The organism is Massilia sp. UYP11 (assembly GCF_050434805.1).
Taxonomy (GTDB): domain Bacteria; phylum Pseudomonadota; class Gammaproteobacteria; order Burkholderiales; family Burkholderiaceae_D; genus Telluria.
Map to the genome: position 1 here is coordinate 175,724 of NZ_JBNDJE010000006.1, position 24,995 is coordinate 200,718.

Sequence of the window (24,995 nt, forward strand, 5' to 3'; positions counted from 1 at the left end):
GATCGCGCATGCCCGCGGCCGCGTGCTTGTTGCAAGGCTCGCTGTTCTTGTTCAAACTTAAGTGCTTAAGTGCTTAAGTGCTTCAGGGCGCCATCGAGACGAGGAGCGCAATATGCATCAATCCAGGCCTGCAACGATGTCATCCTTCTGGATGCCATTCACCAACAACCGTGACTTCAAGCGCGATCCGCGTCTGCTGGTCTCCGCCAAAGGCATGTATTACCGCGACGTCGATGGCCGCGAGCTGCTCGACGGCGCCGCCGGCCTCTGGTGCGTGCCGTGCGGCCACGGCCAGCCGAAGATCGCCGAAGCCATCGCCGCCATGGCCGGCCAGCTCGACTACGCGCCCACGTTCCAGATCGGCCACCCGGCCGCCTTCGAGCTGGCCGAACGCCTGATGGATTTCAGCGGCCGCCGCTTCGGCCACGTGTTCTATACGGGGTCGGGATCGGAAGCGGTCGACACCGCGCTCAAGATCGCGCTGGCCTATCACCGTGCGCGCGGGGAGGGTGGGCGCACGCGCCTGATCGGCCGCGAGCGCGGCTACCATGGCGTGGGCTTCGGCGGCGTCTCGGTCGGCGGCATCGGCGCCAACCGCAGGCATTTCGGACCCCTGCTGCCGGGCGTCGACCACCTGCGCCACACGCACGACCTGGAGCGCAACGCCTGGTCGCGCGGCGAACCGGAACACGGCGTCGAACTGGCCGACGACCTGGAACGGCTGGTGGCCCTGCACGACCCGTCGACCATCGCGGCGGTGATCGTCGAGCCGGTATCCGGTTCGACCGGCGTGCTGATTCCCCCCAAGGGCTACCTCAAGCGCCTGCGCGAGCTTTGCGACCGCCACGGCATCCTCCTGATCTTCGACGAAGTCATCACCGGCTTCGGGCGCTTGACGACGCCGTTCGCCGGCGACTGGTTCGGCGTCGAGCCCGACCTGATGGCCACGGCCAAGGGCATCACCAATGGCGCGGTGCCGATGGGCGCGGTGTTCAGCAAGGCCTTCATCCACGATGCCTTCATGGAAGGGCCGGCCGGGATCGAGCTGTTCCACGGCTATACCTATTCCGGCCACCCGCTGGCCTGCGCCGCCGCGCTGGCCACCCTGGACGTGTTCCGCGAGCAGGCGGTGCTGGACAACGCGGCGCGCATGCAGCCGTATTTCGAGGAAGCCCTGCAATCGTTGCGCGGCCTGCCGCACGTGATCGACCTGCGCTCGATCGGCATCATCGCCGGCATCGAGCTGGCGCCGATCGAGGGACAGCCCGGCGCGCGCGGCTATGCGGCGCTCAAGCAGGCCTTTGCCGAAGGCCTCTTGATTCGCATCACGGGCGACATCATCGCGCTGTCGCCGCCGCTGGTACTGGAAAAACAGCACGTCGACGAATTGTTCGGCAAGCTGGCCACGGTCCTGACACGACTGGCCTGAATGCGTGGCCTGAAAACGCAGAAGACGCGCCCTGCCGCGCACCACAAGAAAGAGAGACCGATGACCGCCATCACCGACGTCCTGGATTCGTCCGCATCCGAAGAATATGTCCCCCTGGCCGGCGAGCCGGCCGCGCCGACCGGCAAGCAGGTGGCCGTGGTCGGCGCCGGCGTGGCCGGCATGGCCTGCGCCATCCGGCTGGCGCTGCTCGGCAATGGCGTCGTGCTGTACGAAGCGCGCGCGCCCGAGCGCATGGGCGCGCATCTGCATGAACCTGCGCCGGCAAGCGCCTCCGACCAGGCGCTGTTCGAGCGCCTGGCGGCGCAGGGCCGCATCCGTTGCGAATATGGGCGCAGGCTGGGCGTCGACCTCGAGCTGGCCGACCTGCACCTGTGGCACGACGCGATCTTCCTCGGCATCGGCCTGGCCTCCAGCCGGGTGCTGGCGCTGTCCGGCAGCGACCCGGCGGGACTGGTCGACGCCGGGCGCCGGCTCGCCGCCGTGTATGCGCTGGACGACCTGCTGGCGCTGCCGGTGCCGCAGCGCGCGATCGTGATCGGCGCCAGCCGCGGCGCGGTCGGGATGGCGGCGCGCCTGAAGCAGCTGGGCGCCCAGGACGTCACCCTGGCGCTGCGCCACGCCCTGGCGCCCGACGGCCCCGAAGAAGAAGTCGCGCGCGCCTGCTTCGTGCGGGTGCGCGGCTGGGTCGCGCCGCTCGAGGTGCTGCGCGACGTGCGCGGCGCGGTCGAGTCGGTGCGCTTCGAGCAGACCCGCCTGCTGGGCGACCGTGTGGTCGACACCGGCGGCTTCACCGAGATCGCCGCCCACGCCGTGTTCAAGGCGGTGGGCCGCGCCGCCGGGGCCGAACGCGACACGCAGGTAGCCCAGCAGTCGCGCGAGGGCGACCGGATCGAGGTCGACGGGTGCTTCCGCACCGCGCTGCCGGGCATCTATGCAGGCGGCGACTGCGTGGCGGCGCGCCTCGAACGGACGCAGGCGCGCCGCCATGGCCTGCAGGCGGCGCAGGCGATCCATGCCGACCTGCAGGCCTGAGGGGTTCACCTCACCGAGGGTCTCACGTCACTGAGGGTCTCACGTCACCGAGCGTCTCACGTCATATTCTCACGCCGTATTGACGTTTGCGTTACACTCGCGCGCATCGATTCTGCAGTTTAACTTCGCATGCGCACCGTGACTCATCCAACCTTTACCGACAACGACCTCTGGAACGACGACCTCGCTCCGACCACCGCAGAGCAGCGCACCTGGCGCTGGTACCACTTCGCCGCCCTGTGGGTGGGCATGGTGATGTGCATTCCCGCTTACACGCTGTCGGCCAGCCTGGTGGAGGCGGGCATGTCGGGCTGGCAGGCGGTGCTCACCGTGTTCGTGGCGAACGCCATCGTGCTGGTGCCGATGCTGCTGATCGGCCATGCCGGCGCCAAGTACGGCATTCCCTACGCGGTGCTGGCGCGCACCTCGTTCGGCACCAGCGGCGCCAAGCTGCCGGCGCTGATGCGCGCCATTGTCGCCTGCGGCTGGTACGGCATCCAGACCTGGTTCGGCGGCAGCATGATCTATACCTTGCTGGGCGTGATGAACGGCGCTCCGATCGGCGGCGAGCCGCTTGGCTGGCTGGGCATCAACCTGGCGCAGCTGGCCTGTTTCCTCGCGTTCTGGGCGATCCAGCTGTACTTCGTGGTGCACGGCATGGAATCGATCCGCCAGCTCGAGACCTGGACCGCGCCGCTCAAGATCGGGATCTGCTTCGTGCTGCTGTGGTGGGTGCACCGGCAGGTCGGCGCCGACGGTTTCGGTCCGCTGCTCGAGCAGCGTTCGCAGTTCGTGCCGGGCGGGTCGAAGGAAGGGCAGTTCTGGTCCACCTTCTGGCCGTCGCTGACCGCCATGATCGGCTTCTGGGCGACCCTCGCACTGAACATCCCCGACTTCACCCGCTTCGCCAGGTCGCAGCGCGACCAGGTGGTCGGCCAGGCCGTCGGCCTGCCGCTGCCCATGGGCCTGCTGGCGGCGCTGGCGGTGATCGTCACCTCGGCCACCGTGGTCCTGTACGGCGAGGCGCTGTGGGACCCGGTCGACCTGGCCAGCCGCATGACCGGCATCGCGGTGCTGGTGGCCCTGATCGTGCTGCTGGTCGATACGGTCAGCGTGAACCTCGCGGCCAACCTGGTCGGCCCGGCCTACGATTTCTCGGCGCTGGCGCCGCGCCGCATCAGCTATCGCACCGGCGGCTACATCACGGCCGGGCTGGCGCTGGTCATGATGCCGTGGAAGATCCTCGAGTCGACCCAGAACTACATCATGACCTGGCTGGTCGGCTACTCCGCCTTGCTCGGACCGATCGCCGGCGTGCTGATCGTCGACTACTACCTGGTGCGCAAGACCACGCTCGACGTCGACCAGCTGTATCGCCACGACGGCATCTATTCCTATCGCAGCGGCATCCTGAGCGGCTGGAACAACGCGGCCCTGGCGGCATTCGCGCTGGGGGTGCTGCCCAACATCCCGGGCTTCCTGAATGCGGCCTTCCCGGCCAGCTTCCCCGACGTCGGCGAGGCCTTCAAGACGATCTACACGTATGCGTGGTTCGTCGGCGTCGCGATCGCCGCCGTGGTCTACGGCCTCATGATGAAGGGGCGGGGCGTGCGGTGACATCGGCGCCGGCGATCCGTGGTGGCTGCAGCCGGTCACCGCGGGCGACAGGTCGGCGCAGAAGCCGCTGACGACGCCTACGCTGCCGGCGTTGCCGTCCGAGTAAAGTGGCGCAGTAAGTCGAGCAACACCGCGCCGGCGACATCGGCATCGTCGGCGCTCATGGTCTCGAGCGGATTGTGGCTGATGCCACCATTGCCGCAGCGGACGAACAGCATCGCGACCTCGGTCAGCTGCGCCATGCGCATCGCGTCATGGCCGGCGCCGGACGGCAGTTGGAACGCCGGCAGGCCGGCGCGTTCGACCGCGGCCGCCAGCTGTCCCATCAGCCGCGGCGCGCAGGGCACGGCGTCGATCTCGAGCAGCTTGTACAGTTTTTCCTGGATGCCGCGCCGCGCGCAGATGGCGCTGATGCCTGCCAGGATGTCGTCCACCGCCGCCAGCCGGGTCTCGTCGTCGGCGGCGCGGATGTCGAGCGACAGGCGGCAGGCGCCGGGCACGACGTTCACCGAGCCGGCCGGCACCTCCAGCTGGCCGACCGTCCCCACCAGCGACGTCGGACCGTGACAGCGGCTTTCCACCAGCAGCACAATTTCAGCAGCGGCGGCGGCGGCATCGCGCCGCATGCCCATCGGCGTGGTGCCGGCGTGGCTGGCCACGCCCTTCAGTTCGACCAGGTAGCGCGAGCTGCCGGCGATCGCGCTCACCACGCCCAACGGCAGGCCGCGCTCGAGCAGCACCGGTCCCTGCTCGATATGCACCTCGATGAAGCCGAGCACGCCGGCGGGATCGCGCGCGATGGCGGCGATGGCGGCCGGATCGTGGCCGGCGGCCGCCAGCGCGTCGCGCATCGGAATGCCGTCGGCGTCGCGCGCATCGAGCAGGGCCGGATCGAAGCCGCCGGCCACGGCGCCGCTGCCGAGGAAGGTGCTGCGATAGCGCACGCCTTCTTCTTCGGCGAAGGCGATCACCTCGAGATCATAGGGCAGGCGCTCGCCGCGCTGATGCAGCCGGGCGACCAGCGCGATGGGCAGCAGGATGCCGAGCCGGCCGTCGTACTTGCCGCCGTTGCGCACGGTGTCGTAGTGCGAGCCGGTGATCAAGGTCTGCGCGCCCGGCCGTGCGGCGGCGTAGCGGCCGACCACGTTGCCGACGGCGTCGACGTGGACCGCCATGCCGGCGTCGCGCATCCAGCCGGCGATGGCCGCGGCGGTGCGGCGGTGGGCCGGCGTCAGGTAGGAGCAGGTCAGGTCCGCATCGCTGTCGCTGATGGCGCCGAGGGTTTCGCACCAGTCCATCACGGTGACGCCGACGGAGGGTTCGATGCCGAGCAGGGCGTTGAGCCGGATCTCGGCGATGCGGTGCACCTGGCGCAGCGCTTCGCGCAGCTCGTCGTCCAGCGCGTTGTCGAGGCGGCGCACGAAGGTGTCGATGATGCCCTGCCGCGCCAGGCCCCGACCGGTCGGGCCTTTCACGGCCAGGATGAAGGGAAAGCCGAAACGTTCGTTGTACTGCGCGTTGAGCGCGTGCAGCCTTGCGTATTCTTCGGGCGTGCAGCGGTCCAGATTTGATGCGGCCTGTTCGCCGCTCGATTCAAGCGTCAGCTGGCCGGCGATGGCGGCCTTGCCGGCCAGCTCGGGATGGGCGCGCAGCAGCGCCAACCGTTCGTCGCCGGTCGCGCCGTCGACCGCCGCCTGCAAGGCCAGCTTGAGCGCGGCCAGGGTGGAAAAGGGGCTGGCCGCGGCGGCGCGCTGCGCGATCCAGGGAGAATGCTCGTAGATGCCATGCAGCGCTTTGGTGAAAGCGTCGGCGTCGAGTCGGTTCAGCTCCTGGATCGTCAACATCGTCTACTCCTGGCTATTGTTGATTGAGGGCCCTTGCCGCGCTGCTCACCTGGTCGCGCAGCCATTTGTGTTCGGTCGACTGGTGCACGCGCTGGTGCCACAGCTGGTAGAAGCGCATCGGCGGAAACTTGACCGGCACCGTGAAGCTTTTCAGCGGCAGCGTCTTCTCGAAGGCGCGGATGAACTGGCGGCCGGTCGTCAGCACCAGGTCGCTCTGGGTGAGCATATACGGAATCACGCCGAAATAGGGCGACTCGACCGCCACCCGGCGCCGCAGGCCGTGGCGTTCCAGCCAGGCGTCGATCACGCCGTGGTAGCCCGGCAGCATCTGGGTCGGGGCCACGTGGGGCAGGTCGAGGTAGTCCTCGAGCGTCATCGCGTCCGGCGCCGTGCGCCTGGCATACGGGCTGTCGGCGCGCATGGTGCAGATGATCGGATCCTCGAACAGCTTGGACATGTGCAGGTGGGCGGGCGGCTCGTCCCAGTTGGCGATGACCAGGTCCATGTCGCCGTCGGACAGCATGCGCAGGTAGTCCAGGCCAGGGCCGAGGGCGTGGATGACGACGCGGCTGGCGGGCGAGCCGCGCCGCAGCAGCGCCACCACGTTCGGCAGGAAGCGCGCGTCGAGATAGTCGGGGGCGGCGATGTGGAAGGTGCGCGCCGCCTGCTCGGGCACGAACGGCGCCTTGCGCACGAACAGGCTCTCGGCCTCGTCGAGGATGCGCTTGGCCGGTTTCAACAGGCTCTCGCCGTGCTGGGTCGGCACCATGCCGCGCGCGCCGCGCACCAGCAGCGGGTCGCCGGTCAGCTCGCGCAGTTTACGCAGCGACGCCGAGATCGAGGGCTGCGGCTGGTTCAGCTTGAGCGCCACCCGCGACACGTTCTTCTCCACCAGCAGCAGGTAGAGGATGCGGATCAGATGCAGGTCGAGGTTGCGGGGCAGGCTGGACATCGCAGGCGGCCGAGGTGGCACGTATATCAAGAAAGATATGTCGAATATACGCTAAATTTCATGTCGCAGAAATTGGAATCGGCGTATCTTCGATCCATCTCAGCCGTACCGCATTCATGAAAGAAGCCCATGTTCGATACCGGATACCTGGCGCCCTATGCCCTGGAGTGGTTCAACCTGCTGCTGCGCTGGCTGCACATCGTCACCGGCATCGCCTGGATCGGCGCCTCCTTCTATTTCGTCTGGCTCGACAACACCATCAGGCCGCCCGCGCCCGGCTCGGAGCTGGAGCGCAAGGGCGTGTCCGGCGAACTGTGGGCGGTGCACGGCGGCGGCTTCTACAACCCGCAGAAATACCTGGTGGCGCCGGCCGAGCTGCCGCCGGAGCTGCACTGGTTCAAGTGGGAAGCCTATTCCACCTGGCTCTCGGGCTTTGCGCTGCTGGTGGTGGTCTACTACCTGAACGCGAAGGCGATGATGGTCGACCGCAGCGTGGCAGACCTCACCAGCTGGCAGGCGGTCGGCGTCGGCATCGGCAGCCTGGTGGCCGGCTGGATCGTCTACGACCTGCTGTGCCGGACGAAGCTGGCGCAGCACCAGCTGGCGTTCGGCGCCGCCATCTGGCTGCTGCTGGTCGGCAGCAGCTGGGTGCTCACCCACCTGCTCAGCGGCCGCGCCGCCTACCTGCACGTGGGCGCGATGATCGGCACCATCATGGTGGCCAACGTGGCGATGCTGATCATTCCGGGCCAGCGCAAGATGGTGAACGCCATGCTGGCGGGCGACAAGCCCGACCCGACCCACGGCATCAAGGCCAAGCAGCGCAGCGTCCACAATAATTATTTCACCCTGCCGGTGCTGTTCATCATGATCAGCAACCACTATGCGATGACCTACAATCACCCGCACGCCTGGGCCGTGCTGGGCGTGATCATGCTGGCCGGGGTGTTGATCCGCCACTTCTTCAACCTGCGCCACAAGGGCCGCACCGCATGGCGCTATCCGGCCGCGGGCGTGGCGCTGCTCCTGGCGCTGGCGGTCGTGCTGGCGCCGCCGCCGCGGGCCAGCGCCGATCCGGCGGCGGCGGCTGCCGCCGGTCCTGACGCCGCCGCGCGCTTTGCCACGGTGCGCACGATCATGGAACAGCGCTGCGTGTCGTGTCACGCGCAGCAGCCGACCCAGCCCGGTTTCGCGGCGGCGCCGGGCGGCGTGATGCTCGACACGCCGGAGCTGGTGAGCCGGCATGCGGCCCGCATCTACCAGCAGACGGTGCAACTGAAGGCGATGCCGCTGGCGAATCTCACCCACATGACCGATGCCGAACGCGCCCAGGTGGGAGCCTGGTTCGAGGCCGGCGCCATCACGAACGCAGAAACAAACGCAGACGAGGCCCCATGAACAATCCCTTGCACGAGCGCGTCACCGGCTGGATCGACGCGCACTTCGACGAACAGGTGGCTTTCCTGCAGGAGGTGGTGCGCATCCCGACCGATACCCCGCCGGGCAATAACGCGCCGCATGCCGAGGCGGTGGCGACCACGCTGGAGGCCGCCGGCTGGCCGGTCGAGCGCCATGCGGTGCCGGCGCAGCAGGTGCGCGACCATGGCCTGGAGAGCATCACCAACCTGATCGTGCGCCGCCGCTACGGCGCCGGCGGCCCGACGCTGGCGCTGAACGCCCACGGCGACGTGGTGCCGCCGGGCGAAGGCTGGACCCGGCCGCCGTACGGCGCCGTGATCGAAGATGGTTACCTGTACGGGCGCGCGGCGGCGGTCTCGAAGAGCGACTTCGCCACCTACGTGTTCGCGACCCGCGCACTGGAGGCGCTGGGCCTGCCTTTATCGGGCGCGGTCGAACTGCACTTCACCTACGACGAGGAAGTCGGCGGCCTGCTGGGGCCGGGCTGGTTGCTGGAGCAGGGCCTGACGCGGCCCGACTACGTGATCGCGGCCGGCTTCGGCTACGGCATCGTCACCGCCCACAATGCCTGCCTGCAGCTGGAAGTGACCGTGCACGGCAGGGCGGGGCATGGCGCGATGCCCGAGATGGCGGTCGACGCCCTGCAGGCCGCCACGACAGTGCTCAATGCGATCTATGGCGCGCTGCCCGGCCTGAAGGAGATCCGCAGCGCCGTGCCTGGCATCGGCTCGCCGACCATGATCGTCGGGCGCATCGACGGCGGGACCAACACCAATGTGGTGCCGGGGAAGGTCGTGCTGCGCCTGGACCGGCGCATGATTCCCGAAGAAGACCCGGCGCTGGTCGAGGCGCAGGTGCGCGCGCTGATCGAGGAGGCGGTGCGCGGCGCGGGCGGCATCCGCCTCGAGATCCGGCGCCTGCTGCTGTCGCAGGCGCTGCGGCCACTGCCGGGCGTGGCGCCGCTGGTGACGAGCCTGCAGCGTCATGGCCGCGCGATCATGGGCGAGGAGATTCCCGCGCACGGCACGCCGCTGTATGCGGATGCGCGGCTGTATGGCGAACATGGCATCCCGGCGGTGCTGTATGGCGCCGGGCCGCGCACGGTGGAGGAGTCGAACGCCAAGAAGGCCGACGAGCGTCTGCTGCTGGAGGATTTGCGCCGCGCGACCAAGGTAGTGGCACTGACCTTGCTCGACTTCCTGGGCCCACGGCCCTGAAACACCGCCGGCCCGATTCTATTCCTGGCTCAAAAACGTCGTTCCCGCGGAGGCGGGAACCTAAGTCTCCAGCTATGCCACTTCGCTTGACAATATGGCGTGCTAAATAACTTGGGTTCCCGCCTGCGCGGGAACGACGTGTCAGCGGTGCGGGTTACTTCTGCTTGAGCGAGCGCTCGAACAGTTCATAGATCCGGCGGTACTGGTCATACCACGCCTCCGGCTGCACGTAGCCGTGACGCTCCAGCGGATAGCTCGCCAGTTCCCACTTGTCCTTCTTCATCTCGATCAGGCGCTGCGCCATGCGCACCGAGTCCTGGTAGAACACGTTATCGTCGATCATGCCGTGCGAGATCAGCAGGTGGCCCTTCAGGTTGTGCGCGTATTCGATCGGCGACGACTTCTTGTACGCTTCCGGGTCGATGTCCGGGGTGTTCAGGATGTTGGCGGTGTACTCGTGGTTGTAGGTGGTCCAGTCGGTCACCGGGCGCAGCGCGGCGCCGGCCTTGAAGGTGTCCGGCGCGCGCATCAGGGCCATGAAGGTCATGAAGCCGCCGTAGCTGCCGCCATAGATGCCGACGTTGGCGGCGTCGCCCTGGTGCTGGTTCACCATGTACTTGACGCCGTCGATGTAGTCTTCCAGTTCCGGATGGCCCATCTGGCGGTAGATCGCGGTGCGCCACTTGCTGCCGTAGCCTTTCGAAGCGCGGAAGTCCATGTCCAGCACCACGTAGCCGTTCTGCACCAGCAGGTTGTGGAACATCTGCTCGCGGAAGTAGTTCGGATAGCGGTGGCTGACGTTCTGCAGGTAGCCGGCGCCGTGCACGAACATCACGACCGGATACTTCTTGCCCGGCTCGAGCTGGGCCGGACGATACAGCTTGGCCCAGACCGGGTCGCCGCCGGCGCTGGAAGGCACGGCCACGTACTGCGGCTGGATCCATTCGCGCGCCCTGAACTCCGGCGTGCGGGTGTCGGTCAGCTTGCTCGCTTCGCCGCCCCTGCCGCCCGACAGCGGCACGGTCGCGATCTGGATCGGGGTATAGCTGGACGACCAGTGCACCAGCAGCTTGTTCTCGTCCGGCGACAGGGCGAATTTCTCGACGCCGTCGAGCTTCGTCACTTCGCGAACCTCGGGCGCGCCATTCGCGCCATTCGCATTCACGGCGCAGACTTCGTAGTCGCCCGGGTTGTCGCGGTTGCACAGCATGTAGGCGGTGCTGCCGTCGTAGGTCCAGCGCACGTCGCTGGCTTCCCACTTGCCGGTGGTGAGGGCGCGCGGGGCGGCGGCGCTCAGGCTGTCCCTGGTGTACAGGTGCGAGTAGCCGCTTTCCTCGGACAGGTACCACAGCGTGCGGTTGTCCGGCAGCCAGCCGAATTCGACGTTGTCGTAATTGACCCAGGCGCCGTCGGTCAGACGGTGCAAGGGTTGCAGCTTCGCGGCGCCCAGGTCGACGCTGGCGATCCAGCGGTCCTTGTTGTCGACCGCGCGCAGCATGACGGCGACCCTGGCGCCGTTCGCGCTCCAGTCGATCGCGTTGCGGCCACCCGAGACCACCACCGGGCGGTTGCCCTTGAGCGGATCTTTTTTGGCGGCGGCGCGCAGTTCGGCCAGTGGGTCGACGTTGACGCCCGGGAGTGCGTCGAAGGCGATGTCCTGCACCTTGTTGGTGCGCAGATTGACCAGTTTCAGTGCATGCGGCACCGGCATGTTGCGGCCGACGCGGGTGCGCACGTCTTCGGTTTCCTCGTAGCCCGATTCGTTCACGTAGCGCGGCATCTTGCCGGCGCGGCCCTTGTCGGCGCCTTTGGCGGCGGTGACCACCAGCAGCCAGCGGCCGTCGGGCGACAGCGAGCTGCCTTCGATGGTGACCTTGTCGCCCAGGTAGACCGGGCTTGGCGCCATCGAGGCGTCGGCGCGGCGCAGTTCGTCGGTGCGCGCGCGCAGGGCGTCGCGGTCATCCTTCTGGCGCTTGAGGTGCTCGATCAGGCGCAGCTCGGTCGAACGGTAGGGATCGTCTTCGGGCGCGTTCGGGTCCTTGGCGGCGCGCGGCAGGGCGGCCGGGCCGGTCACGCGGCTGGCGCGGTCCCACACATACCAGTCGTTGCCGATGCGGTACTGGACCGCGGCTTCGTCCGCCGTGTACTGGGCGGCGGTGATGCGGCTGGCGCCGCGCGTGACCTGCACCAGCTGGCCCGACTTGAGGTCGCGCTCGAACAGGTCGTTGTTGCGCAGGACCAGCATGCGGCTGTTGTTGCGGTTGTAGACCACGTCGGCGCTGTCGATCTTCGGCAGCTCGGCGTCCGCGACCAGCCGGGCCTGGCCGGCCGCGACCTCGAACACGTCGCGCACCGGCGAGCCGGTGCGCTTCTGCTTGTAGTACACCTGCTTGCCGTCCCAGCTGAACCAGGCGTCTTCCACCGGGGTGCCGATCCAGTCTGGATGGCTCATGGCCTGGTCGAGGGTGATGGGGGTGGATGCCGCCGCCGGCAGCGCGATCAGTGCGGCGAAGGAGGCCGCAAACAGGGTAAGTGCAGGTGTTCGCATGGGGGAGTCTGATGAGTGAAATGGCTTGTTTGCCAATGGTGCTTGCCAAAGATGCTTGCCAGAAATGCGCATGCATTCTAGCGCAGGCACTCGCCGCGACCACGAATCATGACAGGTTTTTTTTGCTGTAAAGACAAGCGCCGGCGGTACGTCAGTACGGCCGGCGCTGGATGCGGATGGCTTATCGCGGCCGTGGTGCGCCGCAATGAAACCTTGCTTTACATGGCCCTGAACGGGCCTTTTGGCGGGCGCGGCAGGAACATGGCGACCCGGGCTGCCACGGCCACGACGGCCAGGGCGATGGTGAGATATTCGAGCGGGTGCATGATCAGCCCCGCATTGCCGGCGCGTAGCCGCCGTGGGCGACGTAGAGTTCTTGCGAGAAGCTGCGGATGGCCGAGATGGCTGTCGCGAAGAAGCGGGTGCGTTGGATGGCTGCAGTCATGATTGTTCCCCTGAGATAGATACTTCGATGTTGCGTTGCAGTATAGGGGCGTCTTCGTCATAAGCAAACTTTAGATTTGTGATTCCAGCGATACGCTTGGTGAATGATTGTTAAGTTGCTCTCATGCAAGATATTCGTGGTGCGAATATCTTGCACCCCGGGTTTCGCATAAGAAGGGCACTGGGCATCACCGGTGCTCGCGCCTGGTGCGGAACTTGCATATAGTATGCGCATGAAATCGCGAGACAGTGCATCACCACACCTGCGGATCGTCGTCGTGCTTTCCGCAACCGCACCCGGCACCGACCCTGACGCCGCCCAGGCCGCGCAGGCGCGGCGCAGCACGGCGCTGCGCATCGGCCTGCTCGAATCGGGCTACGACCTGATCGCCTCGCTCCCGGCCGACGTGTTCCTGCCCGAGCGCATCGCCCAGCTGCAGCCCGACCTGATCATCGCCGACAGCGAGTCCGACGCGCGCGACGTGCTCGAGCACATCGTGATCGCCACCCGCGACGCGCGGCGGCCGATCGTCCTGTTTACCGAGGACGATGCGCCGGCCAGCATGGACGCGGCGATGGACGCCGGCGTCTCGGCCTACATCGTGGCCGGCCTGCAGGCCGAGCGCGTCAAGCCGGTGCTGGACGTCGCGCTGGCGCGCTTCCGGCGCGAGCAGAAGCTGCTCGATGAGCTGAGCGACACGCGCCAGAAGCTGGCCGAACGCAAGACCGTCGACCGCGCCAAAGGGCTGCTCATGACGCGCTACAGCCTGACCGAGGAGCAGGCCTACCAGCGCCTGCGCACGCTGGCGATGAACAAGAACCTGAAGCTGGCGGAAGTCGCGCAGCGCCTGATCGACGTGGAAGACCTGCTGGGTTAGGCCCGCACCTTCCATCCATACAACGACAAGGAGACGTATGACATTGGCAGGCAGGGGAGCCTGGATCGCCGGCACCGACCGCCCCGAGATCGAGACCGTCCGCATCGGCTTCATGCCGCTGGCCGATTGCGCGCCGCTGGTGATGGCGTCGGTGCTCGGCTTCGACGAGCGGCATGGCGTGCGCTTCGAGCTCACCCGCGAGCTGTCCTGGACCGCCATGCGCGACCGCCTGATCGGCCAGCAGCTCGACGCGGCCCATGCGCTGTACGGGATGGTCTACGGCATCCAGAACGGCATCGGCACCCAGCAGTGCGATATGGCGGTGTTGATGAACCTGCACCAGAACGGCCAGAACATCACGCTGTCGCGCGCGCTCGCCAACGCCGCGCGCGACCCCGGCCTGCTGCGGCGCGAGATCGACGAAACAGGGCGCAAGCTCACCCTGGCCCACACCTTCCCGACCGGGAACCACGCGATGTTCCTGTACTACTGGCTGGCCGCGCATGGCATCGACCCGCTCGTGGACTGCCAGGCGGTGACGGTGCCCCCCAGCCAGATGGCGGCCAGCCTGGCGGCCGGGCATATGGATGGTTTCTGTGCGGGCGAGCCGTGGGGCCAGCGCGCGCAGCGCGACGGCGCCGGGGTCCAGGCCGCGTCCAGCGAACAGGTATGGCCGAACCATCCGGGCAAGGCGCTGGGCACGCGCGCCGACTTCGCGGCCAGCCATCCGAACACCTGCCGCGCCATGATCGCGGCGCTATTGGAAGCCGCGCGCTGGCTCGACGCCTCGCGCACCAACCGCGAAGCCGCGGCCGAGGTGCTGGCCAGCCCCGCCTATGTCAATGCGAGCCGCGACACGCTGCAGTTCTGCCTGGCCGGCCGCCATACCGACGAGCATCGTGGGCACGGCGGCTGGCGCGGCCACAACGGCTTGCGCTTTCATGCCGACGGCGAGGCCAACTTCCCGTGGCTGTCGGACGGCATGTGGTTCATGACCCAGCACCGGCGCTGGGGCCTGCTGCGCGAAGCGCCCGCCTACCAGGCGCTGGCGGCCCAGGTCAGCCGCATCGACCTGTACCGCGAGGCGGCCGAACGCACCGGCACGATGCTGCCCGCCTCCCCGATGCGCAGCTCGACCCTGCTGGGCGGCCGCGTATGGGACGGCAGCGACCCGCAGGCCTGGGCCGGCGCACCTGGCGCATCCTGAACGCGGTGCACGCAGGTGCATCATCGTGGGGAGCGCTGCACTGCAATGCAGCATCCTGGCGCCGCATCCAGGTCCGACCTGTCGGCGTACGCCCGTGAACCCCGGGTGGCACGCCTCTTGCTCATACCCATGACAGGATCAATGGCGATTCTCTTCAAGACTCTCACTTAGCGCCGGCCCAACGCGGGGACGGCAACAGGACAACGGCGTCCGCAGCTACTGCCCACGGCAGCAAGCGCGGACGCCTTTTCGTTTTCAAAGGAAGAACAATGGCCAGCAAAGCGGACAGCATCAAGCTCTTTTCCTTCCAGGGCGCGCCCATGCGCGCCTTCCACCTGACCTGGGTCGCCTTCTTCGTCTGCTTCTTCGCCTGGTTCGCCTGCGCGCCGCTGATGCCGGTCATCAAGGGCGAGTTCGGGCTCTCGATGGAGCAGATCGCCAACATCAATATCGCGGCGGTCGCGATCACCATCTTCGTGCGCCTGCTGGTGGGGCCACTGTGCGACCGCTACGGCCCGCGCAAGACCTATACCGGCTTGCTGCTCCTGGGCGCGATTCCCGTGCTGGGCGTGGCGCTGGCGCAGAGCTACGAAGCGTTCCTGCTGGCGCGCCTGGGCATCGGCGCGGTCGGCGCCAGCTTCGTCATCACCCAGTACCACACCTCCGTCATGTTCGGACCGAAGGTGGTCGGCACCGCCAACGCGACGGCGGCCGGCTGGGGCAATGCCGGCGGCGGCGCGGCGCAGGCGGTCATGCCGCTGATGCTCACCGCCATCGTGATGCTGGGCGTGAGCCAGTCGCTGAGCTGGCGCCTGGCGCTGGTGGTGCCCGGCGTGATGATGATCGTGATGGCCTTCTTCTACTGGCGCTATACGCAGGATTGCCCGGCCGGCAACTACGACGAGCTGCGCAAGACCGGCCGCATGCCGGAGGGCGGCGGCAAGGGCGGCTGGGCGAGCTTCGTCGCCGGCTGCCGCAACTACCGCGCCTGGCTGCTGTTCGTCACCTATGGCGCCTGCTTCGGCATCGAGATCTTCATCCACAACATCGCCGCCGTGTACTACGTCGATCACTTCGACCTGACGCTGGGCCAGGCCGGCATGGCGGCCGCCAGCTTCGGTCTGCTGGCGCTGTTCGCCCGCTCCCTGGGCGGCTGGCTGTCGGACAAGGCCGCGCTCTCCGGTGACCTGAACCGCCGCGTGACCGTGCTGTTCGTGCTGATGATCGGCGAAGGCCTCGGCCTGTTGTGGTTCGCCCAGTCCGAGGGCGTCGTGTTCGCCGTGATCGCGATGCTGGTATTCGGCCTGTTCACCCACATGGCCTGCGGCGCCACCTATGCGCTGGTGCCGTTCATCGCACCGAAGGCGCTGGGCGGCGTGGCCGGCATCGTCGGCGCCGGCGGCAACGTCGGCGCGGTGGCGGCCGGCTTCCTGATGAAGGGCACGGGCGACATCAAGCAGACGCTCACGATCCTCAGCGGCCTGGTGCTGGTCGCCAGCGTCTGCGCCATCGCAGCCCGATTCAGCAATACCACCATCGTCGGCGCCGGCAGTGCGCCGGCAGCAGCGTAACGTCCAACAGGGAGCAGAAAATGCATATCGTCGTCATCGGCCACGGCATGGTGGGCCACAAATTCCTCGAAACCCTGGCCGCCAGCGGGCGGCAAGACTTGCGCGTCACGGTGCTGGGCGAAGAGCCGCGGCCGGCCTACGACCGCGTTCATTTGTCCGAATTTTTCGCCGGCAAGAGTGCGGACGACCTCTCGCTGGTGACGCCGGGCTTTTTCGAGCGTGCGGAAACCGAACCGGGCATGGTGCTGCGCCTGAATGCCAAAGTGGTCGGGATCGACCGCGCGGCGAAGACGGTGACCCTGGCCGACGGTTCGGCTGTCGCTTATGACCGCCTCGTGCTGGCCACCGGCTCCTATCCCTTCGTGCCGCCGGTGCCGGGAGCCGATCGCAAGGATTGCTTCGTCTATCGCACCATCGAAGACCTGGAGGCCATGCAGGAAGCCGGCGCGCGTTCGAAGTCGGGCGTCGTGGTCGGCGGCGGCCTGCTGGGCCTCGAATGCGCCAAGGCGCTGCGCGACCTGGGCCTGAAAGCCCACGTGGTCGAATTCGCCCCGCGCCTGATGGCGGTGCAGGTCGACGATCCCGGTGCGCGCGTGCTGCGCACCCGGATCGAAGAGCTGGGCGTCGGCGTCCATACCGGCAAGAACACGCTGGCCATCGTCGATGGCGAGGAAGCGACCCACCGCATGCAGTTCGCGGACGGCACCCACCTGGACACCGACATGATCGTGTTCTCGGCCGGCATCCGCCCGCGCGACGAGCTGGCGCGTGCATCCGGGCTCGAGACCGGCCCGCGCGGCGGCGTCGTGATCGACGACCGCTGCCAGACCTCGGACCCGAACGTCTATGCCATCGGCGAATGCGCCTCTTGGCGCGGCCAGCTGTATGGCCTGGTCGCGCCGGGCTACGACATGGCGCGCACCGCGGCGCGCCATCTGCTGGACACGGAGTGCGGTTTCGTCGGCGCCGACATGAGCACCAAACTGAAACTGATGGGCGTGGACGTGGCCAGCATCGGCGACGCCCACGGCGCCACGCCGGGCAGCCGCAGCTATCAATTCCTCGATGAACGTCGCCAGACTTACCGAAAGATCGTCGTGTCCAGCTGCGGCAAATACCTGCTGGGCGGCGTGCTGGTGGGCGAGGCGTCCGCCTATGGCGAGCTGCTGCAGACGATGCTCAACAAGATCGAGCTGCCGGAAGCGCCGGAATACCTGATCCTGCCCGACGGTGGCGGCGCGCGCCCGGCGATCGGCGTCGACAAGCTGCCCGCCACGGCCCAGGTCTGCTCGTGCAACGACGTCAGCAAGGGCGCGCTGTGCGAGGCGGTGGCCGGCGGCGCGACCACGATCGGCGCCCTCAAGAGCTGCACCTCGGCCGGCACCGCCTGCGGCGGCTGCGTGCCATTGGTAACCCAAGTCCTCAATGCCGAGCTGAAGAAACTGGGCGTGGCGGTCAACAATCACCTGTGCGAACACTTCCCCTATTCGCGCCAGGAGCTGTACCACCTGGTGCGCGTCGGGGAAATCCGCGACTTCGGCGCGCTGCTGGCGCGCCACGGCAAGGGCCTCGGCTGTGACGTCTGCAAGCCGACCGCCGCCAACATCCTGGCCTCGGTGTGGAACGATTTCGTCCTGACCCCGAAGCACGCCAGCCTGCAGGATTCCAACGACTACTTCCTCGGCAACATCCAGAAGGACGGCACCTATTCCGTGGTGCCGCGCATGCCGGGCGGCGAGGTCACGGCCGACGGCCTGATCGCGGTGGGGATGGTGGCCAAGAAGTATGGCCTGTACACCAAGGTCACCGGCGGCCAGCGGGTCGACCTGTTCGGCGCCCGCGTGGACCAGCTGCCCGCGATCTGGGAAGAGCTGATCGCGGCCGGCTTCGAATCGGGCCACGCCTACGGCAAGTCACTGCGCACCGTCAAATCCTGCGTCGGCTCGACCTGGTGCCGCTATGGCGTCGGCGACAGCGTCGGCTTCGCCATCGCGCTGGAGAACCGCTACAAGGGCTTGCGCGCGCCGCACAAGATCAAGTTCGGCGTCTCGGGCTGCACCCGCGAGTGCGCCGAAGCGCAGGGCAAGGACGTCGGCCTGATCGCCACCGACAAGGGCTGGAACCTGTACGTGTGCGGCAATGGCGGCATGAAGCCGCGCCACGCCGAACTGATCGCCTCGAACCTCACGGAGGAAGAAGTGGTGCGCCTGACCGACCGTTTCCTGATGTTCTACGTGCGCACCGCCGAGCGCCTGCAGCGCACCAGCACCTGGCGCGAGAACCTCGAAGGCGGTCTCGATTACCTGAAGGCGGTGGTGGTCGACGACAGCCTCGGCATCGCGCAGGAACTCGAAGCGCAGATGCAGCACGTGGTCGACACCTACGCCTGCGAGTGGAAGGAAGCCGTCACCGATCCGGAAGTGCGCCGCCGCTTCCGCCACTTCGTCAACAGCACGCAGGTCGACGAAAACGTGGTGTTCGTGCCCGAGCGCGGCCAGGTGCGTCCGGCCACCTTCGACGAACGCCGCCGCGTCATTCCCATCGCCACCGCAGCCTGAAGGAGCAACCATGCACCGTGATCTTCAACCAGATACCTGGACCGCCGTCTGCACCGTGGACGAGATCGTGCCCGATACCGGCGTGTGCGCCTTGCTGAACGGCCGCCAGGTGGCGGTGTTCCGCGTCGGCGACGCCGAGCCGCGCGTGTTCGCCATCGATAACTACGATCCGAACTCGCAGGCCGCCGTGCTGTCGCGCGGGCTGGTGGGCAGCATCGGCGAGCGTATCGTGGTCGCCTCGCCGATCTACAAGCAGCACTTCGACCTGCAGAGCGGCGAGTGCCTGGAAGCGCCGGCGCAGTCGGTGGCCAGCTATCCGGCGCGGATCGAGGCCGGACAGGTGTGGGTCGCCGTATGAGCCCGACCATCAAGCCTTCGCTGGTCGTGGTCGGCAACGGCATGGCCGGCATGCGCACCGTCGAGGAGCTGCTGGCGCTGGCGCCCGATCTGTACGACATCACCGTGTTCGGCGCCGAGCCGCGCGTGAACTACAACCGCATCATGCTGTCGCCGGTCCTGGCCGGCGAGAAGACGGCGGACGAGATCGTGCTGCATCCGCGCGGCTGGTACGAGGAGCACGGCATTACCCTGCATGCGGGCGATCCGGTGGTGGCGATCGACCGCAAGCGGCGCATCGTGCGCGCGCACTCGGGCAAGGAAGTGGCCTATGACCGCCTGCTGCTGGCGACCGGCTCGCAACCCTTCATCGTGCCGGTGCCGGGCGCCGACCTGCCTGGCGTGGTGGGCTTTCGCGACCTGGACGACGTCGACGCCATGCTGCAGGCGGCGCGCGAGGGCCGGCATGCGGTCGTGATCGGCGGCGGCCTGCTCGGGCTGGAAGCGGCCAACGGCCTGCTGCGGCGCGGCATGGACGTCACCGTGGTGCACCTGACCGGGAGCCTGCTCAACCAGCAGCTCGACGTCGACGCGTCGCTGCTGCTGAAAGGCGCGCTGGAGCGGCGCGGCCTGCGCATCCTGCTCGGCGCCGAGACCGAAGCGATCCTCGGCGCCGGCAAGGTGGAAGGCGTGCGCTTCGCCGACGGCCTGGAAGTGCCGGCCGACCTGGTGGTGATGGCGGCCGGCGTGCGTCCCAACGTGGCGCTGGCGCGCGCCGCCGGCCTGCACGTCGAGCGCGCCATCGTGGTGGACGACACCCTGCAGAGCTACGACCCGCGCGTCTACGCGGTGGGCGAATGCGTCCAGCACCGCAAGGCCACCTTCGGCCTGGTGGCGCCGATCTGGGACCAGGCGCGCGTGTGCGCCGCCCACCTGGCGGGCCTGGGCCATCGCCGCTACGTGCAGCAGGCCACCGCGACCAAGCTGAAGGTCACCGGCATCGATGTGTATTCGGTGGGCAACATCGTCGGCGGAGCGGGCACGCAAGACCTGGTCCTGCGCGACCGCCGCGCCGGCATCTATAAACGCCTGGTGCTCGAGGGGAACCGCATCACCGGCGCCGTGCTGTATGGCGACGTGCTCGATGGTCCCTGGTATTTCGACCTGATCCAGCGTGGGGCCGACGTGTCGGCGCTGCGCGATCGATTGTTGTTCGGCCCTGCACTGTGTGAAGCGCAGGCCGCCTAGAGAAAGCTACCCATGTCGCACATGCCGATCCCGCTGCAACAAGTTCGCACCACCTGTCCCTACTGCGGCGTCGGCTGCGGCGTGAAAGCCACGCCGCTGGACGACGGCGGGGCGCTGATCGAGGGCGACGCCGACCATGCGGCCAGTCGCGGCCGCCTGTGCGTCAAGGGCTCGGCCCTGGGCGAGACGCTGGGCCTGGATGGTCGCCTGCTCTATCCGGCCGTGCGCCGCGACGGCGCCATGGCGCGCGCCAGCTGGGAGGAGGCGCTGGACACCGTCGCCGCCGGCTTCGGGCGCATCATCGCCGAGCACGGACCGGACGCGGTGGCGCTGTACGTCTCGGGCCAGATCCTCACCGAGGATTACTACGTCGCCAACAAGTTCATGAAGGGCTACGTCGGCAGCGCCAACATCGACACCAACTCGCGCCTGTGCATGTCGTCCGCCGTGGCCGGCCACAAGCGCGCCTTCGGCGAAGACGTGGTGCCGGGCTGCTACGAGGATTTCGAACTGGCCGACCTGATCGTGCTGGTCGGCTCGAACGCCGCCTGGTGCCATCCGACGCTGTTCCAGCGCATCGTCAAGGCGAAGGAGGCGCGTCCCGGGTTGCAGATCGTGGTGCTCGACCCGCGCCGCACGGCCACCTGCGAACTGGCCGACCTGCACCTGCCGCTCAAGCCGGGCAGCGACGTGCGGCTGTTCAACGGCCTGCTGGCCTATCTGGCGTGGGAGGGCGCGGCCGATCATGATTTCGTCGCGGCGCACACCGAGGGGCTGGAAGCGGCGCTGGACGCGGCCGGGATCGATGGCCAGGCGGACCCGGTCGATGGGGTGGCGCTGGCCTGCGGCGTCGATCCGGCGCAGCTGCGCGCCTTCTATGCGCTGTTCGCGCGCACCGAGAAGGTGGTGACGGCGTTTTCGATGGGCGTGAACCAGTCCTCGAGCGGCACCGACAAAGTCAACAGCATCATCAACTGCCACCTGATCACCGGCCGCATCGGCCGGCCCGGCATGGGCCCGTTCTCGCTGACCGGCCAGCCGAACGCGATGGGCGGACGCGAAGTGGGCGGCCTGGCGAACATGCTGGCGGCCCACCTCGACCTGGACAACGCCGACCACCGCGAGGCGGTGCGCGGCTTCTGGGGGGCGCCGCGCATCGCCGCCAGGCCGGGCCTGAAGGCGGTCGACCTGTTCCGCGCGGTGGAGGCGGGCAAGGTCAAGGCGGTATGGATCATGGCCACCAATCCGGTGGTCAGCATGCCGGACGCCGACCAGGTGCGGCGCGCGCTGGCCGCCTGCGAACTGGTGGTGGTATCGGACGTGGTGGGAAACACCGACGTCGCGCCGTACGCGCACGTGGCGCTGCCGGCGCTGGCCTGGGGCGAGAAGGATGGCACGGTGACCAACTCCGAGCGCTGCATCTCGCGCCAGCGCGCCTTCCTGCCGGCGCCGGGCGAGGCGCGCGCCGACTGGCAGGCGCTGTGCGACGTGGCCCGGCGCATGGGCTTCGCCGGCTTCGACTACGAGGGCGCACACGCGATCTTCGACGAGCACGCGCGCCTGTCCACCTGGAAGAATGGTGAAGAAGGCTATCGGCGCGCCTTCCGGCTCGATCCGCTGGTCGGCATGGACCGCGCGGCCTATGACGCGCTGCAGCCGGTGCAATGGCCGCTCAGTTCGCCGACCGAGGGCGCCGCGCGGCTGTTCGGCGACGGCCGCTTTTCCCACCCCGACGGCAAGGCGCGCTTCGTCGCGACCACGCCGCGCGCACCCGTGCACGCGCCGGGCGGCGAGTATCCGCTGGCGCTCAACACCGGGCGCCTGCGCGACCAGTGGCACACGATGACGCGCACCGGCAAGTCGCCGCGGCTGGCCGGCCATGCGCCGGAACCGTTCGTCGACCTGCATCCGCACGACGCCCTGCTGGCCGGCGTGCGCGAGGGCGAACTGGCGCGCGTGAGCTCGCGGTGGGGCGCGATGGTGGCGCGCGTGGCGCATGGCGGCGGCATCGCGCGCGGCGCGGTCTTCGTGCCGATCCACTGGAATGGGCAAACCGCGTCCGACGCCCGCGTCGGCGCCCTGGTCAACCCGGAAGTCGACCCGGTGTCGGGCGAGCCCGAGTTCAAGCACACGCCGGTGCGGGTGGAGCCGTTCGGCGTCGCCTGGCATGGCTTCATCCTGAGCCGCACGGAACTGAACCTGGAGCGGGTGGCGCACTGGACACGCGTGCGCGGCAGCGGCTTTTTGCGCTACGAGCTGGGTGGCCGCGAGCCGGTGTCGCCCGCGCTGGCGCGCACGCTGCTCGGGGCGGACGACGACGCCGACTGGATCGAGTACGAGGACAAGTCGGAAGGCACGCTGCGCGCGGCGCTCGTGGTCGATGGACGCCTGGAAGCCTGCCTGTTCGCGTCGCGCCGGCCCGATCTGCCGGCGCGCGCCTGGCTCGGCGGACTGTTCGCGCAACCCGCGCTGAGCGCGCGCGAACGCGCGACCTTGCTGGCAGGCCGCGCGCCGGCGCTGGGGCCGGACCCGGGGCCGACCGTCTGCTCCTGCTTCGGCGTCGGCCGCAACACGATCTGCGCGGCGATCGACAAGCAGGGCTTGACGACGCCGGCCGAGGTGACCGCCTGCCTGCGGGCCGGCGGCAACTGTGGATCGTGCGTGCCCGAGATCAGGGCGCTGCTGCAGGAGGTGCGCTCAGCCGTGGCGTGACCGGATCACGCTGCTTGTCATGACGCGTCATCGCGGCACTCCGGATGCAGGCCGCGCGAACGCACCACCGGCGCCTCGTTGCCGAACAGCGGCAGCTCGATATATGGCCGCTCGGTGGCCGACACCGCCAGCACATAGGCCTGGCGCTCGAGCCGGTGCTGCAGCACGACCTGCGCCACGTAGGCCGGGGCCAGCACGCGCTGGGCCTTGCGCTTGCCCAGGTCGAGGTAGCCGAAGCGCATCGTGGCCGATTGCACGACGTCGTTCGGCAGCCTGTCCTTCGACTTGCCCAGCACGCTGGCCAGGCGCCCGGCCAGCTGGCGCGCCGCCAGTTCGGCCTCGATGACGGGCGCGCTGTCGAGCACCTCGGCGTCGCTGTGGCGGATGCGCAGCGCGAGCGCGTCGACCGTGCCGTCGCCGGCCAGGCGCAGCGCCACCGAGGCGGCGCCCAGCACCGGAATCCCGTCCACCGCATGGCGCCAGGCGCCGGTGGCGCGCACCAGCAGTGTGTCCGACAGCTTCCGGTCGCGGTCGCTGCCGCGCGCCTTGGTCTGCCACAATCGCTCGAAGGCGAGGCTGCCGCGCTCGCCGACCCAGGCGCCGATGTCGATGCGCTGCGCCGCCTGTTCCAGCTGGCGCACGAGCACCGGCGTTTCTTCGAGGCGCTGCCACGGCGCCTGGAATGGCGCCAGGCCCGACACGTACTGCAGCGCGCCCGAGGCGTGGTAGACCACGGCGCGCGCGCCATCGGGCAGGTGCACCACGCTGCGTTCGCCGCGGTCGGCCAGGTTGGCGCGGTCGTGGCGGCAGATGTCGGCTTCGTGCAGCGCGGTCAGGAAGCGGTTCATGCCGGCGCGTGCGTCGTCGCGGGTGAGCGGGGTGAGCGCGATCACGTCGGCGCGGCCGGGGACCGCATGCGCGCCGGTCTTCGTCAAGGTATCGATCAGGGTTTGCTGGTTCATGGTTCAGCCCTCCGTCCACTTCCACAAGAGACATGCCTGCTGCGCCGGCGCCAGGTCGGGACTCACGCTGCCGTGTCCCCACAGGTGGTCGCGATTCAGGGCGGATAGATCCCAGCGGATGGCGCCGCCGTTCCAGGTGGCGGCGTCGCCCACGCAGACGGTGACCGGATGGTTGTCGACCCACCAGTCGGACACGCCGTCGTGCCAGGCGCTGGAGACGGTGTCGCCGTCGACCAGGTTGTCGGCCACGTCCTCGCCGCATTCGTCGGTGGTGATGCCGTCGAACATATCGCCCCAGGCGCCGCAATAGATGTGCAGGCGCGCGAAGATGTTCCACAGGCCGGTGACGGCGCCCAGGTTGACCGTGTGGCAGGAATAGGCCATCACCCATTCGCTGTTCCAGTCTTCTCCGAGTTGCCACCGATCGGACCAGGTGCACCATTCGCTGTGGGCGATGTCGTACAGCATGCGCGCCCGGCCGTCGGCTTCGGAGTTGCCATGCGTCTCGATCCAGAACAGGTCGACGTCGTCGACCCAGTTGCGGTCGCTGCCGCCCTGGTCGACGTCGCGGATGTCGGTCTCCCAGACGTCGGTATTGGCCCAGTAGAACGCGCGCGTGTGGCCGGCCGAGCGCAGCTTGCTGTCGAAACCGTTGCTTCTGTTAAAGGTGTACGTCAAGTCTCCCGCCGTGCTCACGCCGGCGGCGCGCGCATGGTTGAAATACCGGATTGCTTCTACGCCGAACCTTGCCATGAGGTTCTCCTTTCGTATCGGAAAGCCATGCCGCCGCACCCTGGTGGGTACGGCGGGGTAGCTAGCGATAACAGTAGTCGGAGCGGACGCGGCGGCTCTGGCGAAGATCAGTCTTCGCGAGAATTGCGTATCCGGGAGGCAGCAACGCCGCAGGGCTTTTTACAGTCAGCTCGAACTTGCTCATTGTTGCGCGGTCTTATGCAATATGAGCAAGCTTGTTTCGATCAGAGTCGCCGCCAAGGCGCTT

Annotated in this window: 17 protein-coding genes; 12 read left to right on the top strand and 5 right to left on the bottom strand. The window is 68.3% G+C overall.

Translation table 11 applies throughout. The annotated features are described in order from the left end of the window. Positions 1-112 precede the first annotated feature (112 nt). The 3 genes from ABIB38_RS12295 (at position 113) to ABIB38_RS12305 (ending at position 4,099) form a co-directional block, all read left to right on the top strand. Positions 113-1,429 (top strand): aspartate aminotransferase family protein, encoded by a 1,317-nt coding sequence (locus ABIB38_RS12295; protein ID WP_429204202.1) that lies wholly within the window; start codon positions 113-115, stop codon positions 1,427-1,429. Positions 1,430-1,489: 60 nt separating this feature from the next. Next, positions 1,490-2,482 (top strand): FAD-dependent oxidoreductase, encoded by a 993-nt coding sequence (locus ABIB38_RS12300; RefSeq protein ID WP_429204203.1) that lies wholly within the window; start codon positions 1,490-1,492, stop codon positions 2,480-2,482. A gap of 129 nt (positions 2,483-2,611) precedes the next feature. Then, a complete protein-coding gene (locus ABIB38_RS12305; RefSeq protein ID WP_429204204.1) occupies positions 2,612-4,099 on the top strand; it encodes an NCS1 family nucleobase:cation symporter-1 in 1,488 nt (495 codons plus the stop codon). 77 nt (positions 4,100-4,176) lie between these two features. On the opposite strand, the gene ABIB38_RS12310 is transcribed toward ABIB38_RS12305, so the two are convergent. Together ABIB38_RS12310 and ABIB38_RS12315 are read right to left on the bottom strand one after the other, a co-directional pair. Further along, positions 4,177-5,943 carry an allantoate amidohydrolase gene (locus ABIB38_RS12310; RefSeq protein WP_429204206.1) on the bottom strand — a complete coding sequence of 589 codons (1,767 nt, stop codon included), beginning with the start codon at positions 5,941-5,943 and terminating at the stop codon, positions 4,177-4,179. Positions 5,944-5,956: 13 nt separating this feature from the next. Next, the gene (locus tag ABIB38_RS12315) at positions 5,957-6,895 is read right to left on the bottom strand and encodes a LysR family transcriptional regulator (protein ID WP_429204208.1); all 939 of its coding nucleotides are present in this window, start codon (positions 6,893-6,895) and stop codon (positions 5,957-5,959) included. Positions 6,896-7,024: 129 nt separating this feature from the next. On the opposite strand from ABIB38_RS12315, the gene ABIB38_RS12320 reads away from it, so the two are divergent. Together ABIB38_RS12320 and ABIB38_RS12325 are read left to right on the top strand one after the other, a co-directional pair. After that, a complete protein-coding gene (locus tag ABIB38_RS12320; protein WP_429204209.1) occupies positions 7,025-8,293 on the top strand; it encodes a urate hydroxylase PuuD in 1,269 nt (422 codons plus the stop codon). Then, positions 8,290-9,531, top strand: coding sequence for a M20/M25/M40 family metallo-hydrolase (locus ABIB38_RS12325; protein WP_429204211.1), 1,242 nt, complete (start codon positions 8,290-8,292; stop codon positions 9,529-9,531). Before ABIB38_RS12320 ends, ABIB38_RS12325 begins: the two co-directional genes overlap by 4 nt. Positions 9,532-9,685: 154 nt before the next feature. On the opposite strand, the gene ABIB38_RS12330 is transcribed toward ABIB38_RS12325, so the two are convergent. Next, positions 9,686-12,079, bottom strand: a complete 2,394-nt coding sequence (locus ABIB38_RS12330; protein WP_429204213.1) for a prolyl oligopeptidase family serine peptidase — start codon at positions 12,077-12,079, stop codon at positions 9,686-9,688. 677 nt (positions 12,080-12,756) lie between these two features. Here ABIB38_RS12330 and ABIB38_RS12335 point away from each other — a divergent pair. The 7 genes from ABIB38_RS12335 to ABIB38_RS12365 all read left to right on the top strand — a co-directional run bounded on the left by ABIB38_RS12335 (position 12,757) and on the right by ABIB38_RS12365 (position 23,033). After that, entirely contained in the window at positions 12,757-13,401 is a 645-nt protein-coding gene (locus ABIB38_RS12335) for an ANTAR domain-containing response regulator (RefSeq protein ID WP_429204215.1), read from the top strand. 37 nt (positions 13,402-13,438) lie between these two features. Continuing rightward, positions 13,439-14,608 carry a CmpA/NrtA family ABC transporter substrate-binding protein gene (locus ABIB38_RS12340; protein ID WP_429204216.1) on the top strand — a complete coding sequence of 390 codons (1,170 nt, stop codon included), beginning with the start codon at positions 13,439-13,441 and terminating at the stop codon, positions 14,606-14,608. 269 nt (positions 14,609-14,877) lie between these two features. Then, on the top strand, positions 14,878-16,179 hold the full coding sequence (locus tag ABIB38_RS12345) for an MFS transporter (protein WP_429204217.1): 1,302 nt from the start codon (positions 14,878-14,880) through the stop codon (positions 16,177-16,179). A 20-nt stretch (positions 16,180-16,199) separates the two neighbouring features. Further along, positions 16,200-18,737 (top strand): nitrite reductase large subunit NirB, encoded by a 2,538-nt coding sequence (gene nirB / locus ABIB38_RS12350; RefSeq protein ID WP_429204218.1) that lies wholly within the window; start codon positions 16,200-16,202, stop codon positions 18,735-18,737. 10 nt (positions 18,738-18,747) lie between these two features. Beyond that, the gene (gene nirD / locus ABIB38_RS12355; RefSeq protein ID WP_429204219.1) at positions 18,748-19,095 is read left to right on the top strand and encodes a nitrite reductase small subunit NirD; all 348 of its coding nucleotides are present in this window, start codon (positions 18,748-18,750) and stop codon (positions 19,093-19,095) included. Further along, positions 19,092-20,321, top strand: a complete 1,230-nt coding sequence (locus ABIB38_RS12360) for an NAD(P)/FAD-dependent oxidoreductase (protein WP_429204220.1) — start codon at positions 19,092-19,094, stop codon at positions 20,319-20,321. The genes nirD and ABIB38_RS12360 overlap by 4 nt, the downstream gene beginning before the upstream one ends. A 12-nt stretch (positions 20,322-20,333) precedes the next feature. After that, complete coding sequence (locus ABIB38_RS12365; RefSeq protein ID WP_429204222.1) at positions 20,334-23,033, top strand: molybdopterin-dependent oxidoreductase; 2,700 nt, start codon at positions 20,334-20,336, stop codon at positions 23,031-23,033. Between the two features lie 17 nt (positions 23,034-23,050). Here ABIB38_RS12365 and ABIB38_RS12370 read toward each other — a convergent pair whose 3' ends face one another. Together ABIB38_RS12370 and ABIB38_RS12375 are read right to left on the bottom strand one after the other, a co-directional pair. Beyond that, entirely contained in the window at positions 23,051-23,995 is a 945-nt protein-coding gene (locus tag ABIB38_RS12370) for a hypothetical protein (protein ID WP_429204223.1), read from the bottom strand. A gap of 3 nt (positions 23,996-23,998) precedes the next feature. Next, on the bottom strand, positions 23,999-24,748 hold the full coding sequence (locus ABIB38_RS12375) for a DUF6345 domain-containing protein (RefSeq protein WP_429204224.1): 750 nt from the start codon (positions 24,746-24,748) through the stop codon (positions 23,999-24,001). Between the last annotated feature and the right edge of the window lie 247 nt (positions 24,749-24,995).

Coding starts and splice junctions, on each gene's coding strand:
- ABIB38_RS12295 (WP_429204202.1), top strand. CDS start 113: ATGCATCAATCCAGGCCTGCAACGATGTCATCCTTCTGGATGCCATTC.
- ABIB38_RS12300 (WP_429204203.1), top strand. CDS start 1,490: ATGACCGCCATCACCGACGTCCTGGATTCGTCCGCATCCGAAGAATAT.
- ABIB38_RS12305 (WP_429204204.1), top strand. CDS start 2,612: ATGCGCACCGTGACTCATCCAACCTTTACCGACAACGACCTCTGGAAC.
- ABIB38_RS12310 (WP_429204206.1), bottom strand. CDS start 5,943: ATGTTGACGATCCAGGAGCTGAACCGACTCGACGCCGACGCTTTCACC.
- ABIB38_RS12315 (WP_429204208.1), bottom strand. CDS start 6,895: ATGTCCAGCCTGCCCCGCAACCTCGACCTGCATCTGATCCGCATCCTC.
- ABIB38_RS12320 (WP_429204209.1), top strand. CDS start 7,025: ATGTTCGATACCGGATACCTGGCGCCCTATGCCCTGGAGTGGTTCAAC.
- ABIB38_RS12325 (WP_429204211.1), top strand. CDS start 8,290: ATGAACAATCCCTTGCACGAGCGCGTCACCGGCTGGATCGACGCGCAC.
- ABIB38_RS12330 (WP_429204213.1), bottom strand. CDS start 12,079: ATGCGAACACCTGCACTTACCCTGTTTGCGGCCTCCTTCGCCGCACTG.
- ABIB38_RS12335 (WP_429204215.1), top strand. CDS start 12,757: ATGAAATCGCGAGACAGTGCATCACCACACCTGCGGATCGTCGTCGTG.
- ABIB38_RS12340 (WP_429204216.1), top strand. CDS start 13,439: ATGACATTGGCAGGCAGGGGAGCCTGGATCGCCGGCACCGACCGCCCC.
- ABIB38_RS12345 (WP_429204217.1), top strand. CDS start 14,878: ATGGCCAGCAAAGCGGACAGCATCAAGCTCTTTTCCTTCCAGGGCGCG.
- nirB (WP_429204218.1), top strand. CDS start 16,200: ATGCATATCGTCGTCATCGGCCACGGCATGGTGGGCCACAAATTCCTC.
- nirD (WP_429204219.1), top strand. CDS start 18,748: ATGCACCGTGATCTTCAACCAGATACCTGGACCGCCGTCTGCACCGTG.
- ABIB38_RS12360 (WP_429204220.1), top strand. CDS start 19,092: ATGAGCCCGACCATCAAGCCTTCGCTGGTCGTGGTCGGCAACGGCATG.
- ABIB38_RS12365 (WP_429204222.1), top strand. CDS start 20,334: ATGTCGCACATGCCGATCCCGCTGCAACAAGTTCGCACCACCTGTCCC.
- ABIB38_RS12370 (WP_429204223.1), bottom strand. CDS start 23,995: ATGAACCAGCAAACCCTGATCGATACCTTGACGAAGACCGGCGCGCAT.
- ABIB38_RS12375 (WP_429204224.1), bottom strand. CDS start 24,748: ATGGCAAGGTTCGGCGTAGAAGCAATCCGGTATTTCAACCATGCGCGC.